A 15673-nucleotide genomic window follows, 5' to 3' on the forward strand; every position below is an offset into this window, starting at 1 on the left:
AGTGTCTCTCAGATGAACCGGCTGGACTTCGTCGATCAGGCGTCGCTGCGCGACGACATCCCGGTTTTCGGCCCGGGCGACACCATCAACGTGCACGTCAAGGTCATCGAGGGCGCCAAGGAGCGCATCCAGGTGTTCAAGGGCGTGGTGATCCGCCGCCAGGGCGGTGGCATCCGCGAGACCTTCACCGTCCGCAAGGAAAGCTATGGCGTCGGCGTCGAGCGGACCTTCCCGGTGCACTCGCCCAACATCGACCACATCGAGGTCGTGACCCGTGGTGATGTCCGCCGCGCCAAGCTGTACTACCTGCGGGAGCTTCGCGGCAAGAAGGCCAAGATCAAGGAGAAGCGCTGAGCCGGGACGCCTTGGCGGCGCTGGTGATTCGCCTTACGGGTTTCCGGAGCGGATCACTCGCCGGCTTGCCGGGCGACAACCTGTGCTGGCTACGCTGATCACGTGACCGACACCGCGGATTCATCTAACCCCCAGTCCCACGCTGGCGATTCAGATCCGAAGGTCTCTACGCGCAATCCGGAGACGCGCCCCGACGACGCCGCGGCGGCCGACGGGCCGGTTCCCGAACCAGGCCCCGCGGACCAGGCATCCGAACCCGCCGGCGCCAAGCACTCCACGCTGCGCGAATTCGCCCTGCTGGCGGTCATCGCCGTCGTGCTCTACTACGTCATGTTGACCTTCGTGGCGCGGCCCTACCTGATCCCGTCGGAATCCATGGAGCCCACGCTGCACGGCTGCACCGGCTGCGTCGGCGACCGGATCATGGTGGACAAGATCAGCTACCGGTTCAGCGCGCCGAGCCCCGGCGACGTCATCGTCTTCAAGGGGCCGCCTCCCTGGAACCTCGGCTACAAGTCGATCCGGTCGAACAACACCGTGCTGCGCTGGATGCAGAACGCGCTGTCGTTCATCGGCTTCGTCCCGCCGGACGAAAACGACCTGGTGAAGCGGGTTATCGCGGTTGGCGGGCAGACGGTGGCGTGCCGGGCGGAGACCGGGTTGACGGTCGACGGCAAGCCGCTGAAGGAGCCGTACCTGGATCGCAACACCATGGCGGCCGACCCGTCGGTCTACCCGTGCCTGGGCAGTGAGTTCGGGCCGGTCGCCGTCCCGGCCGGGCGGCTGTGGGTGATGGGCGACAACCGGACGCACTCGGCGGATTCGCGCGCCCACTGCACCAGCGTGCCCGCCGAGGCGCTCAAGGGCGTGCTGTGCACGGGCGACCCCACCACGGGGACCGTGCCGGTGTCCAATGTGATCGGCAAGGCCAGGTTCATCGTGTGGCCGCCGTCCCGGTGGGGTGGCGTGGAGTCGGTGAACCCGCAGCAGACTCGGTAGCCATGGCCACGACGTGGCCGCCGCGCACGGTGATCCGGAAGTCGTCAGGGTTGCGCACCCTGGAGTCGGCGCTGTACCGCAACGGGCTGGGCCCGGTGGCCGGCGTCGACGAGGTCGGCCGCGGCGCCTGCGCGGGCCCGCTGGTGGTGGCCGCCTGCGTGCTCGGCCCGGGGCGAATGGAAAGCCTTGCCGCGCTTGATGATTCCAAGAAGCTCACCGAGGCCGCCCGGGAGAAGTTGTTCCCCCTGATCCGCCGCTACGCGTTGGCCTACCACGTGGTGTTCATCCCGCCTGCCGAGGTGGACCGGCGCGGTGTGCACGTCGCCAACATCGAGGGGATGCGCCGCGCCGTCGCCGGGCTGTCCGTGCGGCCGGGCTATGTGCTCAGCGACGGTTTCCGGGTGCCCGGCCTGGCGGTCCCGTCGCTGCCGGTCATCGGTGGTGACGCGGTCGCGGCGTGCATCGCGGCGGCCAGCGTGCTGGCGAAGGTCAGCCGGGACCGGCTGATGGTGGCCATGGAGGCCGATCATCCCGGCTACGGGTTCGCCCTGCACAAGGGCTACAGCACGCCGGCGCACAGCACGGCGCTGGCGCGGCTGGGCCCGTGTCCGGAGCACCGCTATTCGTTCATCAACGTGCGGCGCGTCGCGAACGGATCGGGCACCAGGCTGGTGGCCGACTGCGATCCGGACCCACCGCTGCAGCGCGACGGATATCGGTGAGGAAAGATGGGACCAGGGTCCCGGGGACAGCATGTGGGAGAAGGACGTCTGAGCGGATGAGTGGCAGATGAGCGCAGAAGATCTCGAAAAGTACGAAACCGAGATGGAGCTCTCGCTGTACCGCGAATACAAGGACATCGTCGGCCAGTTCAGCTACGTCGTGGAAACCGAACGGCGCTTCTACCTGGCCAACAGCGTGGAGATGACGCCGCGCAACGCCGACGGCGAGGTCTACTTCGAGCTGCGGCTGTCCGACGCGTGGGTGTGGGACATGTACCGCCCGGCGCGTTTCGTCAAGCAGGTGCGGGTGGTCACCTTCAAGGACGTCAACATCGAAGAGGTCGAGAAGCCCGAGCTGCGGCTCCCCGAATAACCGCCGGTCAGGCGTTCGGGGGCAGCTGGTTTTCCGCGAGGGCGGGCAGCTGGCCGCGTTGCTCGATCACCGCGCGGGCGACCTCGGCCAGCTTGATGTTCAGCGCCTGGGAATGGCGGCGCAGCAGGTCGAAGGCGTCGTCCTCGCTCATGTCGTGCAGCAGCATCAGCATGCCGACCGCCTTGCCGATCTCGCGGTTGCTGAGCAGTCCCCGGCGCAGGCTGGCGGCGTCTTCCCCCTTGGCGACCGCGTTGATGGCGACGCTCGCGAAGGCCGCCAGCACCGCCGCCCGCCCGGCGGACTCGGCGTCGAACATGTTCGGGGTATCGCTGAACAGGTTGAGCGCCGCGCCTTTGCGTTTGTCGACCAGGAGGCGAAATCCCATCGCCCCCCGCACCGGTGTCTCCGCGACCAGCACCGCCGCCAGCTTGGGCCACAGCGACGGCGTGGTGAGGTCGGGATCGATCTGGGGCGTCTCCTCCTCGATCGCATCGATGCACGGGCCGTCGCCGGCGCGGCGTTCCAACTCGTCGACCTGCTGCGCCAGCCGGTCGCTGGCGCCGACGGTGACGTACCGGTCGTTCTCGCGCACCATCAGGCTGGCGTGGTCGCAGCCGCGGATGGCCAGGGTGGCGGCGACACAGATGGCCGCGTACATCTCGTTGGCATCCGAGCCCCGATAGATGATTTCGGCCAGAGCTGCGAAAACCGTCGAGGGGTCGGCTTTCTCCCCGCCAGTCGGGGGCGCGACCGCACGGGCTTTCGCGTTGTCCGCCATGCTGTGCCTCGTTTCCTGCGGTGTTGGCGCTGTGACCTTTCGGTCGCCGTAGATTATCGGTCGCCGGCCCCACCCTTACACGCGGTTTGGCCCGGTCGCAGCGAATCGGTGAGCGACCCGTCCGTCGCCTTTGACCGCGGTGGCGTTTCCGCGCAGGGTTTCGGTTGGGAACGGGAGGGAAGGACGTCTAGATGGGTGTGACCGTCGCGGTGACCGGGCCCACCGGGGAGATCGGCATCTCCGCGGTGACGGCGCTCGAGCGCGAACCGGCCGTCGACGCCATCATCGGGATGGCGCGCCGCCCGTTCGACCCGTCCTCACGCGGCTGGCTCAAGACTACCTATCAGCGGGGCGACATCTTGGACCGCGAGGCCGTCGACGCCGTGGTCGCGCAGGCCGACGTGGTGATCCACCTGGCCTTCATCATCATGGGCTCGCGCGACGAGAGCGCCCGCGTCAACCTGCAGGGCACCCGCAACGTCTTCGAGGCGACGGTGGCCGCCGAGCGGCCGCGGCGCCTGGTCTACACCTCGTCGGTGGCGGCCTACGGCTATCACGCCGACAACCCGGTCCCGCTGACCGAGGACGTGCCGGTGCGCGGGTCCGCCGAGCATTACTACTCCGCGCAGAAGGCCGCGTGCGAGGCGATGCTCGCCGACATCACCCGGGATTCGCCGCTGGAGGTCTTCGTCCTGCGGCCGTGCGTGGTCGCCGGGCCCAACGCCACCGCCCTGGCCGACGCCATGCCGTGGAACCAGCTGCCCGGCCCGATACGCGCCGTCGTCAAGGCGCTCAAGGCCGTTCCCCTGCTGAAACCGGTGGTGCCGGATCCGGGTGTCGGGCTGCAGCTGGTTCACCACGACGACGTCGCCTCCGCGATCGCGCTGGCGGCCACCGCACCGGCGCCGCCGGGCGCGTACAACATCGCCGGCGACGGCGTGGTGTCGGTGGCCGACGTGGCCAAGGCCCTGGGCGCGCGGTCGGTCCGGGTTCCCGCCGTCGCGGCCTCGGCGGCCTCGGCGGCGATTTCGCGCGTTCCGCTGATGCCGGCGATGCTGGAATGGCTGCACACCGCGCGCACGTCGATGGTCATGGACACCACCAAGGCCAAGACCCAACTGGGCTGGCGGCCGCTCTACTCCTCGGCGCAGGCCCTGGCGGCGCTGGCTTCCGCGGTCTGAACGGTCTGAGGGGTCTGAGGCCCCCGCCAAGCGGTAATTTGATGCTGTGAGGTCTCACCGCTCGGCCGTGTCCGGGCCTGCCGCCGTCGACTACGACGAACACGCGGTCACCGTCACGCCCCGCAAGCGCGAGGCGGCGGGCGTTCGGGCGGTGATGGTCTCGCTGCAACGCGGGTTCGAGCAGATGGGCGCGCTGCGCACCGCGGCGGTGCTGGCCCGGCTCAACCAACGCAACGGCTTCGACTGCCCCGGGTGCGCGTGGCCCGAGGAGCACGGCGGTCGCAAGCTGGCCGAGTTCTGCGAGAACGGCGCCAAGGCCGTCGCCGAGGAGGCCACGAAGCGCACCGTCACACCGGAGTTCTTCGCCCGGCACTCGGTCGCCGAGCTGTCCGCGAAGCCCGAGTATTGGCTGTCCCAGCAGGGCAGGCTCACCCACCCCATGGTGTTGCGTCCCGGTGACGACCACTACCGGCCGATCGGCTGGGACGCCGCCTACCGGCTGATCGCCGACCAGCTCGGCGCCCTGGACAGCCCCGATGAGGCGGTGTTCTACACGTCGGGCCGCACCAGCAACGAGGCCGCGTTCTGCTACCAGCTGCTGGTCCGGTCGTTCGGCACGAACAACCTGCCCGACTGCTCCAACATGTGCCACGAGTCCTCGGGCTCGGCGCTCACCGAGTCGATCGGCATCGGCAAGGGTTCGGTCACCGTCGAGGACGTCGAGCTGGCCGACCTGATCGTCATCGCCGGACAAAACCCGGGCACCAACCACCCGCGGATGCTGTCGGTGTTGGAAAAGGCAAAGGCCAACGGCGCCAACATCATTGCGGTGAACCCGCTGCCCGAGGCCGGGCTGATCCGGTTCAAGGACCCGCAGAAGGTGCATGGCGTCGTCGGGCACGGCATCCCGATCGCCGACGAATTCGTGCAGATCCGCCTGGGCGGTGACATGGCGCTGTTCGCCGGGCTGGGCAGGCTGCTGCTGGAGGCCGACGACCGCGCCCCGGGGACCGTCATCGACACCGCGTTCGTCGACGCGCATTGCGCCGGGTTCGACGAATACCGGCGCCGAACCCTCGACATCGACCTCGACGACGTGTTCGCCGCCACCGGCATCGAACGCCGACAGCTCGACCGCGTCGCCGACATGCTGATGGCGTCGCGGCGGACGGTGGTGTGCTGGGCGATGGGCCTGACGCAGCACGCGCACGCGGTGGCCACCATCGGCGAGATCACCAACCTGCTGCTGCTGCGGGGCATGATCGGCAAGCCGGGCGCCGGGGTGTGCCCGGTGCGCGGACATTCGAACGTGCAGGGCGACCGCACGATGGGCATCTGGGAGCAGATGCCCGAGGAGTTTCTGGCCGCCCTGGATGATCGGTTCGGCATCGCCACTCCCCGCAAGCACGGGTATGACACCGTGGCCGCGATCCGGGCGATGCGCGACGGGCGGGCGAAGGTGTTCGTGGGTATGGGCGGCAACTTCGCCTCGGCCACCCCCGACACCGTCGTCACCGAGGCCGCCCTGCGCAATTGCGCGCTGACCGTGCAGATCTCGACCAAACTCAACCGCAGCCATCTCGTGCACGGGAATACGGCGCTGATCCTGCCCACCCTCGGCCGCACCGACCGCGACGTTCGAGGTGGGCGCAAACAGGTTGTCTCGGTTGAGGATTCGATGTCGATGGTGCACCTGTCCCGCGGCAGCCTGCACCCGCCCAGCGACCAGGTGCGCAGCGAGGTGGAAATCGTGTGCCGGCTGGCCCGCACGCTTCTCGGTGCGGCGCACCCGGTTCCGTGGGAGAGCTTCGCCGCCGACTACGACACCATCCGCGACGCGATCGCCGCGGTGGTCCCCGGCTGCGCCGATTACAACCGCAAGGTGCGTGCGCCCGACGGATTCCAGCTGCCGCACCCGCCGCGTGACACGCGCGAATTCCACACCAGCACGGGGCGGGCCAACTTCGCCGTCAACCCGCTGCAATGGGTGCCGGTGCCCGAGGGCCGGCTGGTGCTGCAGACCATACGCAGCCACGACCAGTACAACACCACGATCTACGGCCTCGACGACCGTTATCGCGGGGTGAAGGGCGGGCGCCGCGTGGTGTTCATCAACCCCGCCGACATCGACGCGCTGGGCCTGACCCCGGGAGGGCGCGTCGATCTGGTGTCGGAGTGGACGGACGCCGAGGGCCGGCTTCAGGAACGGCGCGCGAAAGACTTTCTGGTGGTTGCGTATTCGACTCCCGTCGGCAACGCCGCGTCCTACTATCCCGAGACCAACCCGCTGGTTCCGCTCGATCACACTGCGGCGAAGTCGAACACCCCGGTGTCGAAGGCCGTCGTCATCCGGGTGGAGCCCGCCGCCGGCGGTGAAACCGCGTAGTGGGGCACGTAACGTCACGCCGGCGGGTCACGCATCTGACCGCCGAGAAGGCGATCACCCGGCCGGAGACCCTGGTCGTCGAGGAGCCCTTGGAGATCCGGGTCGACGGCGCGGCGGTCACCGTGACGATGCGCACGCCGGGCGCGGACATCGAACTCGCCCAAGGCTTTCTGCTCACCGAAGGGGTCATCGGCGGCCGCGACGACATCCACAGCATCCGTTACTGCGCCGGGCGTGACGACGACGGCGCCAACACCTACAACGTGCTGGACGTGACGCTGGCGCCCGGGGTGCCCAAACCCGACCTCGACGTCACCCGCAACTTCTACACCACCTCGTCGTGCGGGGTCTGCGGCAAGGCGTCCCTGGATGCGGTGCGGTTGAGCAGCCGGTTCACCCCGGGTGCCGATCCCGCGACCGTAGCCCCGGCCACGCTGAAGGCGATGCCGGACCAACTACGTTCCGCGCAAAAGGTTTTCGAGAGCACCGGCGGGTTGCACGCGGCCGCGCTGTTCGGCGTCGACGGCACGATGCTGGTGGTGCGCGAGGACGTAGGCAGGCACAACGCGGTCGACAAGGTGATCGGCTGGGCGCTGGAGCATCGGCGGGTGCCGCTGGCAGCCTCGGTGTTGCTGGTCAGCGGGCGGGCATCCTTCGAGTTGACGCAGAAGGCCGTAATGGCTGGGATTCCGGTGCTGGCGGCCGTCTCCGCGCCGTCATCGCTGGCGGTCTCGCTGGCCGAGGAGTCCGGCATCACGCTGGTGGCGTTCCTGCGCGAGGACTCGATGAACATCTACACCAGGGCCGACCGCATCGCGTGACCCAGTGTTGCCCGGCCTCCTGTGGATGGAGGCCGCACTGGGGATAACCCGCGGGCGCGGGCGGCCGCGGCCCGCGACGGCGGCCCGACCCGTCGGCCCCGGCGGGCACCGTGGCCCGCATGACAACCGAAACGACGATGACCCGGATCCAACTGGGGGCCATGGGCGAGGCGCTCGCCGTGGACCACCTGACGCGGGCGGGATTGCGGATCCTGCACCGCAACTGGCGCTGCCGCTACGGCGAACTCGACATCATCGCCTGCGACCGCGCCGGCACGGCGGTGTTCGTCGAGGTCAAGACCCGCACCGGCGACGGCTACGGGGGACTGGCGCACGCGGTGACCCCGCGCAAGGTCCGGCGGCTGCGCAGGCTGGCCGGGCTGTGGCTGGCCGGCCAGGACCGGCGGTGGGCGGCGATCCGCATCGACGTGATCGGCGTGCGGGTCGGACGCCGGCGCACCCCGGAGATCACCCACCTGCAAGGCGTCGGCTGATGGCGCTGGGGCGCGCGTTCTCCGTCGCGGTGCGCGGCGTGGACGGCGAGATCGTGGAGATCGAAGCCGACATCACGTCCGGACTGCCGGGCGTGCACCTGGTGGGTCTGCCCGACGCCGCGCTGCAGGAGTCGCGCGACCGGGTCCGGGCCGCGGTCACCAATTGCGGCAACGACTGGCCCATGGCGCGGCTCACGCTGGCGTTGTCGCCGGCGACGCTGCCGAAAATGGGCAGCGTGTACGACATCGCCCTGGCCGCGGCGGTGCTCTCGGCGCAGCGAAAAAACCCGTGGGACCGGCTGGAGAAGACCGTGCTGCTGGGCGAGCTTTCGCTGGACGGGCGGGTCCGGCCGGTGCGCGGGGTGCTGCCCGCCGTGCTCGCCGCCAAGCGCGACGGATGGCCGGCCGTGGTGGTCCCGGCGGACAACCTCGCCGAGGCCAGCCTGGTGGACGGCATCGACGTGTGGGGCGTGCGGACCCTGGGGCAGCTGAAGAAATGGCTCGGCGGCACCGGCGCCCTGCACAACCGGGTCCATCCGGACCGCACGCCCGAGGAGCCGGTGGTGGACCTGGTCGACGTGGTCGGGCAGACGCAGGCGCGCTTCGCGGTGGAGGTGGCCGCCGCCGGCGCGCACCACCTCATGCTCACCGGGCCGCCCGGTGTGGGCAAAACGATGCTGGCGCAACGCCTTCCGGGCCTGCTGCCGCCGCTGTCGGAGAGCGAGTCGCTGGAGGTCACCGCAATCCACTCGGTGGCCGGGCTGCTGTCGGGGGACACGCCGTTGATCACCCGGGCGCCGTTCGTGGCGCCCCACCACAGTTCCAGCGTGGCGGCCCTGGTCGGCGGGGGCTCCGGGATGGCGCGACCGGGCGCCGTCAGCCGGGCCCACCGCGGGGTGCTGTTCCTCGACGAGTGCGCCGAGATCCGGGTCAGCGCGTTAGAGGCCTTGCGAACACCGTTGGAGGACGGCGAGATTCGCCTCGCCCGCCGCGACGGGGTGGCGTGCTATCCGGCCCGGTTCCAGCTGGTGCTGGCCGCCAACCTGTGCCCGTGCGCGCCGGCCGATCCGCGGGACTGCATGTGCCCGGCGGCGACCAAACGCCGCTACCTGGGCAAGTTGTCCGGGCCGTTGCTGGACCGCGTGGACCTGCGGGTGCAGATGGATCCGGTGCGGGCGACGGCGTTCTCGGGTCGCGACGGCGAATCCACGGCACAGGTGCGTCAGCGGGTGGCGGCCGCCCGTGCGGCCGCCGCGCAGCGCTGGCAGCCGCACGGTTTTCGCACCAATGCCGAAGTCAGCGGGACCCTGCTGCGCCGAAAGTTCCGCCCCAGCAAAGCGGCGATGGAGCCGCTGCAAAGGGCGCTGGATCGCGGCCTGATCAGCATCCGGGGCCTCGACCGCACGTTGCGGGTCGCGTGGAGCCTGGCCGACCTGGCGGGCCGCACGTCGCCCGGGCTCGACGAGGTCGCCGCCGCACTGAGCTTTCGCCAGCCGGGGACGCAGCGGTGAGCGCCCCGACCGGCCGGCAGCCCGCGCTGCGGGCGTGGGCGTATCTGTCCCGGGTGGCCGAACCGCCCTGCGCCGGGCTCGCCGCCCTGGCGCGGCGTGTCGGCCCGGTCGAGGCGGCCGAGCGGGTCCGGCGGGGCGCGGTCGACGACGTCCTGACCCGGCACACCGAGGCCAGGCGCGACATCGACACGTCGGCGGCCGATCTCGAGGCGATCGCCCGGCGGGGCGGCCGGTTGATCACGCCCGACGACGACGAGTGGCCGGTGCTGGCGTTCGCCGCGTTCGGCGGCGCCGAAGCACGGCGGCGCGGCGGCCCGCCGATGGTGTTGTGGGCGCAGGGGCCCGCCCGACTCGACGAGGTCGCACAGCGGGCCGCCGCCGTGGTGGGGACGCGCGCCTCGACGGCCTATGGCGAGCACATGGCTGCCGAACTCGCCGCCGACCTGGCGCAACGCGACGTGGCCGTCGTCTCGGGCGGTGCCTACGGCATCGACGGCGCCGCCCACCGGGCCGTGCTGGATTGCGACGGGATCACCGTGGCGGTCCTCGCGGGCGGGCTCGACGTCCCCTACCCGGCCGGTCACACCGCGCTGCTGCACCGCATCGGCCAGCACGGGCTGTTGTTCACCGAATACGCCCCCGGCGTCCGCCCGGCCCGTCACCGGTTCCTGACCCGCAATCGCCTGGTGGCCGCCGTCTCCGGCGCGGCGGTGGTGGTGGAAGCCGGCCTGCGCAGCGGCGCGGCGAACACCGCGGCCTGGGCGCGGGCGCTGGGGCGGGTGGTGGCCGCGGTGCCCGGACCCGTGACCTCCTCGGCGTCGGCGGGTTGCCACGCGCTGCTGCGCGACGGCGCCGAGCTAATCACCCGCGCCGAGCACATCGTCGAGCTGATCGGCCACATCGGCGAACTGGCGCAGGACGAGCCGCGGCCGGTCACGCCGTTGGACGGCCTGAGCGAGGCCGAGTGCCGGGTATACGAGGCGTTGCCGGGCCGCGGCGCCGCCACGGTCGACGAGATCGCGGTCGCGTCGGGGCTGGTGCCCGAGCAGGCGCTGGGGCCGCTGGCGATGCTCGAGCTGGCCGGGTTGGTGCAGCGCCAGGACGGGCTGTGGCGAATCGTCCGGGCGACCGCGGGCCACGCTGCGTCAACGCCGCGGCTCGTATAGTCGAGGCGGGTCGGGCGTCGGACAGGAGGACACGTGGCAGGTCGACCGCTGCAATGCTTCGAAGTTGTCGGTACCGAGCAACTCACCCCGCACATGGTGCGGGTGGTGCTGCGGGGCAAGAATTTTGACGCCTTCGTGCCCAGCAAGTTCACCGACTCCTACGTCAAGCTGGCGTTCGTCGCCGACGACGTGGACGTCGCCGGTCTTCCCGAGCCGCTGACCCTCGACAGCTTCGCCGGTCTGTCCCCGGAGAAGAGGCCGACGGTGCGCACCCTCACCGTCCGGCACGTCGACGTCGAGGCCCGCCAGATCGCGCTGGACATCGTCGTGCACGGCGAGCACGGGACGGCCGGCCAGTGGGCGGCCACCGCCCAGCCCGGCCAGCCGATCTACCTGATGGGCCCCGGCGGCGCGTACACGCCGGACCCCGCCGCCGACTGGCACCTGCTGGCCGGCGACGAATCGGCGCTGCCGGCCATCGCCGCGGCCCTGGAGGCGTTGCCTCCCAGCGCGGTCGGGAAGGCGTTCATCGAGGTGGCGGGGCCGGAGGACGAGATCCCGCTGACCGCACCGGATGGCGTCGAGGTGCACTGGGTGTATCGCGGCGGACGCGCCGACCTGGTGCCCGAGGACCGCGCCGGCGATCACGCCCCGCTGATCGAGGCCGTCACCACCGCCCCCTGGCTGCCGGGGCAGGTGCACGTGTTCATCCACGGCGAGGCGCAGGCCGTCATGCACAACCTGCGGCCCTACATCCGCAAGGAGCGGGGCGTGGACGCGAAATGGGCGTCGTCCATCTCGGGTTACTGGCGCCGCGGCCGCACCGAAGAGACGTTCCGCCAGTGGAAGAAAGAACTCGCCCAGTCAGAATCCGAGGCGGAGGCGGCGAACTCGTCCGCCTGACCGCTCGACTGGCATTCTCTTTTCCATGGCATTCGCGGACTACCAGAACGAGATCTACTTCAAGGGCCTGGGCGGAATCGCGCCCCCGCTGCCGATGGCCTTCACGGAGCTGGAGGCCCGCGCCGAGCGGGCGATGTCGCCGTCGGTGTGGTCGTACGTCGCCGGCGGCGCCGGCGACGAACGCACGCAGCGGGCCAACCGGGAGGCGTTCGATCGCTGGGGCCTGATCCCGCGCATGTTCGTCGGCGCCGCCGACCGCGACCTGTCGGTCCAGATGTTCGGCCTGGCCTTGCCGTCGCCGGTGTTCATGGCGCCGATCGGCGTCATCGGCATCTGCGCCCAAGACGGCCATGGCGACCTGGCCACCGCGCGCGCGGCCGCGAAAACCGGTGTGCCGATGGTGGTTTCGACGCTGACCGCCGACCCGATGGAAGACGTCGCCGCCCAGTTCGGCGATACCCCCGGCTTCTTCCAGCTGTACACGCCGAAGGATCGTGACCTGGCCGCCAGCCTCGTGCGGCGGGCCGAAGCCGCCGGCTTCCAGGGCATCATCGTCACCCTCGACACCTGGATTCCCGGGTGGCGCCCGCGCGACCTGTCCACGGCCAACTTCCCCCAATTGCGGGGGCTCTGCCTGAGCAACTACACCAGCGATCCGATCTTCCGCGCCGGCCTGCAGCGCCCGCCCGAGGAGGACCCGCAAGGCACCGTGCTGCAGTGGATCACGACCTTCGGAAACCCGTTGACCTGGGACGACCTCGAATGGCTGCGGTCGCTGACCGACCTGCCGCTGATCATCAAGGGCATCTGCCATCCCGACGACGCCCGGCGGGCCAAGGACGGCGGCGTCGACGGCATCTACTGCTCCACCCACGGTGGGCGCCAGGCCAACGGCGGCCTGCCCGCGCTGGACTGCCTGCCGGGCGTGGTCGAGGCGGCCGACGGGCTGCCCGTGCTGTTCGATTCGGGCGTGCGCAGCGGGGCCGACGTCGTCAAGGCGCTCGCGCTGGGCGCGACGGCCGTGGGTATCGGCCGGCCCTACGCCTACGGCCTGGCGCTCGGCGGCGACGACGGCATCGTGCACGTGCTGCGCTCGATCCTCGCCGAGGCGGACCTCATCATGGCCGTCGACGGCTATCCCACGCTCAAAGATCTCACCCCGGACACGCTGCGGCGCGTCGGCTAGAGCGCCCCGGCCGGCCCTGCGACCGTGGGGGAGTGCAGGCGATCCTCGAGGAGTTCGACGAATACCTGGATTTGCAGTGCCTGCGTTCGGCGCACACCCGCCGCGCCTACCTGGGCGACCTGCGCTCGCTGCTCGCGTTCGCGGCGGAGCGCGGCGTCGGCCTGGACGGGTTGAGCCTGCCGCTGCTGCGCTCGTGGTTGTCCGCCGCGGCCGCGGCCGGCGTCGCCCGCACGACACTGGCCCGGCGCACCTCGGCGGTCAAGGCGTTCACCGCCTGGGCCGTCCGGCGTGGCCTGCTGGACACGGATCCGGCCGCGCGGCTTCAGGTTCCCAAGGCGCACCGCACCCTGCCCGCGGTGCTGCGCCAGGACCAGGCCCTCGACGCCCTGGCCGCCGCCAAATCCGGTGCGCAGCAAGGTGAGCCGATGGCCCTGCGGGACCGGCTCATCGTCGAGATGCTGTATGCCACCGGGATCCGCGTCAGCGAGCTGTGCGGCCTGGACATCGACGACGTGGACACCCGGCATCGGCTGGTCCGCGTCCTGGGCAAGGGCAACAAGCAGCGCAGCGTGCCGTTCGGGGCGCCGGCCGCCGAGGCGCTCGACGCGTGGCTGGCCGACGGGCGTCCCGCCCTGGTGAACGCCGACTCAGGCCCGGCGCTGCTGCTGGGCGCGCGGGGACGCCGGATCGACGTCCGCCAGGCCCGCACGGTGGTGCACCAGACCGTCGCCGCGGTGGACGGCGCGCCGGACATAGGTCCGCACGGCCTGCGGCACAGTGCGGCCACACACCTCCTCGAAGGGGGCGCCGACCTGCGCGTCGTCCAGGAGCTGCTCGGCCATTCCAGCCTGGCGACCACGCAGCTCTACACCCACGTCGCGGTGTCCCGGCTGCGCGCCGTGCACGACCAAGCCCACCCCCGCGCCTGAGCGCCGCCGCGGCCCGGGCGACGGGCCGGCGTCGTCACACGTCGCGTCGCACCAGTCCCATCGGCCACACCAGGCGCTGGCGGAGGGCGCACTGCGAGTGCCCACCTCCGAGCGACAACACGTTTTCGCAGGTCATGGGCCCGCCCGAGATTGTCGCTCGGAGGTGGGCGCAACGCCTGTCCACCCGCGCAGCGACGCGTGTGGCGCCTGTTACCCATGTTGCGCGGCGTCGCCCGGCGGCCGCAGCGGCTTGAGCCGGATCGGCGTCGACCTCAGCAGGCCCAGCGGATCGACATAGTGGGCCCCCGACGCCGGACCCCACATCGCGCCCCAGTGCAAACACGCCGCGACCCGGCACCCCGGGTGGCCGGCCATCAACGTCCCGATCACGGTCCCGGCCGCCACCGACTGCCCGGCCCGCACGGCCGCCCGCACCGGCTCGTAGCTGGTGCGCAAGCCCCCGGGATGCGCCAGCGACACCACCGGCCGCCCCACCAGCAGCCCGGCGAAGACCACGGTGGCCGCGCCCGCCGCGTACACCGGCTGACCGGCGGCGCCGGCCAGGTCCACACCGCGGTGGCCGGGATGCCAATCCTGCACGGGGGCATCGAACGCCCGGGTGACGGCCGGCGGCGGGCGCAACGGCCAGTCCAGGCGATCGTCGTCGGCCGCCGCCGGCGCCGCGCTGACCAGGGCCGCACCCAACGTCAGCGCCATCCACCGCATCCAGGCAGTTCAGCGCGGCCCGCCCGGCCACGCCACCCGGCCGCACCGGCACTGTGGACGGCGACGCCGCCTGGGGAAGCGTGGCAAAAGCACCCGCCGAACCGGTGTAAACTGCTGGTCGCAGCTCGTCCGCGGGCTGACTTCGCGCGTCCGCATCGCGTCTCCGGTTCCACGAGGAGAACGCAATCGCGTGCCGGGCGGTCCCGACCGGATTTTCCGGACGGGTCCGGCATCGCAGCAGGCGCCAGGGCCCGGCTTCACCCGATGCCAGGCGACAACCGACACAAGTAAGGCACAACCATGGCCGTCGTAACCATGAAGCAGCTGCTCGACAGCGGCACCCACTTCGGGCACCAGACCCGCCGGTGGAATCCCAAGATGAAGCGGTTCATCTTCACCGACCGCAACGGCATCTACATCATCGACCTGCAGCAGACGCTGACCTTCATCGACCAGGCGTACGAGTTCGTCAAGGAGACCGTCGCCCACGGCGGCACCGTCCTGTTCGTCGGCACCAAGAAGCAGGCGCAGGAATCCGTCGCCGCCGAGGCGACCCGCGTCGGCATGCCCTACGTCAACCAGCGCTGGCTGGGCGGCATGCTGACCAACTTCTCCACCGTGCACAAGCGGCTGCAGCGCCTCAAGGAGCTCGAGGCGATGGAGCAGACCGGTGGCTTCGAGGGCCGCACCAAGAAGGAAATCTTGATGCTGACCCGCGAGAAGAACAAGCTGGACCGCAGCCTTGGCGGTATCCGCGACATGGCCAAGGTGCCGTCGGCCATCTGGGTCGTCGACACCAACAAGGAGCACATCGCCGTCGGCGAGGCCCGCAAGCTCGGCATCCCGGTCATCGCGATCCTGGACACCAACTGCGACCCCGACGAGGTCGACTACCCGATCCCGGGCAACGACGACGCGATCCGGTCGGCCGCGTTGCTGACCAAGGTCATCGCCTCCGCCGTCGCCGAGGGCCTGCAGGCCCGCGCCGGGGTCGGCCGCGGCGACGGCAAGCCCGAGGCCGAGGCCGCCGAGCCGCTGCCCGAATGGGAGCAGGAACTGCTCGCCTCCGCCGCTGCCAGCGCCCCCACCGACGCCGCTGCGGGCACCCCCGAACCAACCACCACTGAATCCTCCTAGGAAGGCT

General features: G+C 71.0%; 14 protein-coding genes and 2 pseudogenes. 14 read left to right on the forward strand and 2 right to left on the reverse strand.

What is annotated here, in order from left to right:
* Positions 1-12 precede the first annotated feature (12 nt).
* The 4 genes and pseudogenes from rplS to QGN31_RS07625 all read left to right on the forward strand — a co-directional run bounded on the left by rplS (position 13) and on the right by QGN31_RS07625 (position 2448).
* Positions 13-354, forward strand: a complete 342-nt coding sequence (gene rplS, locus QGN31_RS07610) for a 50S ribosomal protein L19 (RefSeq protein ID WP_007775353.1) — start codon at positions 13-15, stop codon at positions 352-354.
* Between the two features lie 102 nt (positions 355-456).
* Positions 457-1353, forward strand: a complete 897-nt coding sequence (lepB, locus tag QGN31_RS07615; RefSeq protein ID WP_014385462.1) for a signal peptidase I — start codon at positions 457-459, stop codon at positions 1351-1353.
* Positions 1354-1355: 2 nt separating this feature from the next.
* Positions 1356-2127 (forward strand): annotated as a pseudogene (locus tag QGN31_RS07620) (ribonuclease HII).
* A gap of 15 nt (positions 2128-2142) precedes the next feature.
* On the forward strand, positions 2143-2448 hold the full coding sequence (locus QGN31_RS07625; RefSeq protein ID WP_003875077.1) for a DUF2469 domain-containing protein: 306 nt from the start codon (positions 2143-2145) through the stop codon (positions 2446-2448).
* Between the two features lie 7 nt (positions 2449-2455).
* Here the strand turns inward: QGN31_RS07625 and QGN31_RS07630 are convergent, their stop codons facing one another.
* Positions 2456-3226, reverse strand: coding sequence for a GAF and ANTAR domain-containing protein (locus tag QGN31_RS07630; protein ID WP_009955198.1), 771 nt, complete (start codon positions 3224-3226; stop codon positions 2456-2458).
* A gap of 191 nt (positions 3227-3417) precedes the next feature.
* Between QGN31_RS07630 and QGN31_RS07635 the strand changes: the two genes are divergently transcribed.
* The 9 genes from QGN31_RS07635 to QGN31_RS07675 all read left to right on the forward strand — a co-directional run bounded on the left by QGN31_RS07635 (position 3418) and on the right by QGN31_RS07675 (position 13803).
* A complete protein-coding gene (locus QGN31_RS07635) occupies positions 3418-4407 on the forward strand; it encodes an NAD-dependent epimerase/dehydratase family protein (protein ID WP_014942639.1) in 990 nt (329 codons plus the stop codon).
* A 46-nt stretch (positions 4408-4453) separates the two neighbouring features.
* On the forward strand, positions 4454-6793 hold the full coding sequence (locus QGN31_RS07640; protein ID WP_029384859.1) for an FdhF/YdeP family oxidoreductase: 2340 nt from the start codon (positions 4454-4456) through the stop codon (positions 6791-6793).
* On the forward strand, positions 6793-7614 hold the full coding sequence (fdhD, locus tag QGN31_RS07645; RefSeq protein ID WP_009955202.1) for a formate dehydrogenase accessory sulfurtransferase FdhD: 822 nt from the start codon (positions 6793-6795) through the stop codon (positions 7612-7614). The genes QGN31_RS07640 and fdhD overlap by 1 nt, the downstream gene beginning before the upstream one ends.
* A gap of 119 nt (positions 7615-7733) precedes the next feature.
* Positions 7734-8108, forward strand: coding sequence for a YraN family protein (locus tag QGN31_RS07650; protein WP_043955203.1), 375 nt, complete (start codon positions 7734-7736; stop codon positions 8106-8108).
* Complete coding sequence (locus QGN31_RS07655; RefSeq protein WP_014942638.1) at positions 8108-9619, forward strand: YifB family Mg chelatase-like AAA ATPase; 1512 nt, start codon at positions 8108-8110, stop codon at positions 9617-9619. The genes QGN31_RS07650 and QGN31_RS07655 overlap by 1 nt, the downstream gene beginning before the upstream one ends.
* Positions 9616-10785: a DNA-processing protein DprA gene (dprA, locus tag QGN31_RS07660; RefSeq protein WP_014942637.1), complete on the forward strand. Its 1170-nt coding sequence runs from the start codon at positions 9616-9618 to the stop codon at positions 10783-10785. The genes QGN31_RS07655 and dprA overlap by 4 nt, the downstream gene beginning before the upstream one ends.
* A gap of 33 nt (positions 10786-10818) precedes the next feature.
* Entirely contained in the window at positions 10819-11688 is an 870-nt protein-coding gene (locus QGN31_RS07665) for a siderophore-interacting protein (protein WP_014942636.1), read from the forward strand.
* Between the two features lie 25 nt (positions 11689-11713).
* Positions 11714-12874 carry a lactate 2-monooxygenase gene (locus QGN31_RS07670; protein WP_014942635.1) on the forward strand — a complete coding sequence of 387 codons (1161 nt, stop codon included), beginning with the start codon at positions 11714-11716 and terminating at the stop codon, positions 12872-12874.
* Between the two features lie 32 nt (positions 12875-12906).
* Complete coding sequence (locus tag QGN31_RS07675; protein ID WP_014942634.1) at positions 12907-13803, forward strand: tyrosine recombinase XerC; 897 nt, start codon at positions 12907-12909, stop codon at positions 13801-13803.
* Between the two features lie 231 nt (positions 13804-14034).
* Here QGN31_RS07675 and QGN31_RS07680 read toward each other — a convergent pair.
* A pseudogene (locus QGN31_RS07680) lies at positions 14035-14496 on the reverse strand (M23 family metallopeptidase); the annotation flags it as partial.
* Positions 14497-14829: 333 nt separating this feature from the next.
* On the opposite strand from QGN31_RS07680, the gene rpsB reads away from it, so the two are divergent.
* Complete coding sequence (gene rpsB / locus QGN31_RS07685) at positions 14830-15666, forward strand: 30S ribosomal protein S2 (RefSeq protein WP_008258810.1); 837 nt, start codon at positions 14830-14832, stop codon at positions 15664-15666.
* The last annotated feature ends 7 nt before the right edge of the window (positions 15667-15673 follow it).

Source organism: Mycobacterium sp. 2-64, from assembly GCF_035918375.1.
GTDB classification, from domain to species: domain Bacteria; phylum Actinomycetota; class Actinomycetes; order Mycobacteriales; family Mycobacteriaceae; genus Mycobacterium; species Mycobacterium intracellulare.

What these genes read in the sequence shown, in the direction of transcription:
- rplS (WP_007775353.1), top strand. Translation starts at nt 13, where the DNA reads ATGAACCGGCTGGACTTCGTCGATCAGGCGTCGCTGCGCGACGACATC.
- QGN31_RS07625 (WP_003875077.1), top strand. Translation starts at nt 2,143, where the DNA reads ATGAGCGCAGAAGATCTCGAAAAGTACGAAACCGAGATGGAGCTCTCG.
- QGN31_RS07630 (WP_009955198.1), bottom strand. Translation starts at nt 3,226, where the DNA reads ATGGCGGACAACGCGAAAGCCCGTGCGGTCGCGCCCCCGACTGGCGGG.
- QGN31_RS07635 (WP_014942639.1), top strand. Translation starts at nt 3,418, where the DNA reads ATGGGTGTGACCGTCGCGGTGACCGGGCCCACCGGGGAGATCGGCATC.
- QGN31_RS07650 (WP_043955203.1), top strand. Translation starts at nt 7,734, where the DNA reads ATGACAACCGAAACGACGATGACCCGGATCCAACTGGGGGCCATGGGC.
- QGN31_RS07655 (WP_014942638.1), top strand. Translation starts at nt 8,108, where the DNA reads ATGGCGCTGGGGCGCGCGTTCTCCGTCGCGGTGCGCGGCGTGGACGGC.
- QGN31_RS07670 (WP_014942635.1), top strand. Translation starts at nt 11,714, where the DNA reads ATGGCATTCGCGGACTACCAGAACGAGATCTACTTCAAGGGCCTGGGC.
- rpsB (WP_008258810.1), top strand. Translation starts at nt 14,830, where the DNA reads ATGGCCGTCGTAACCATGAAGCAGCTGCTCGACAGCGGCACCCACTTC.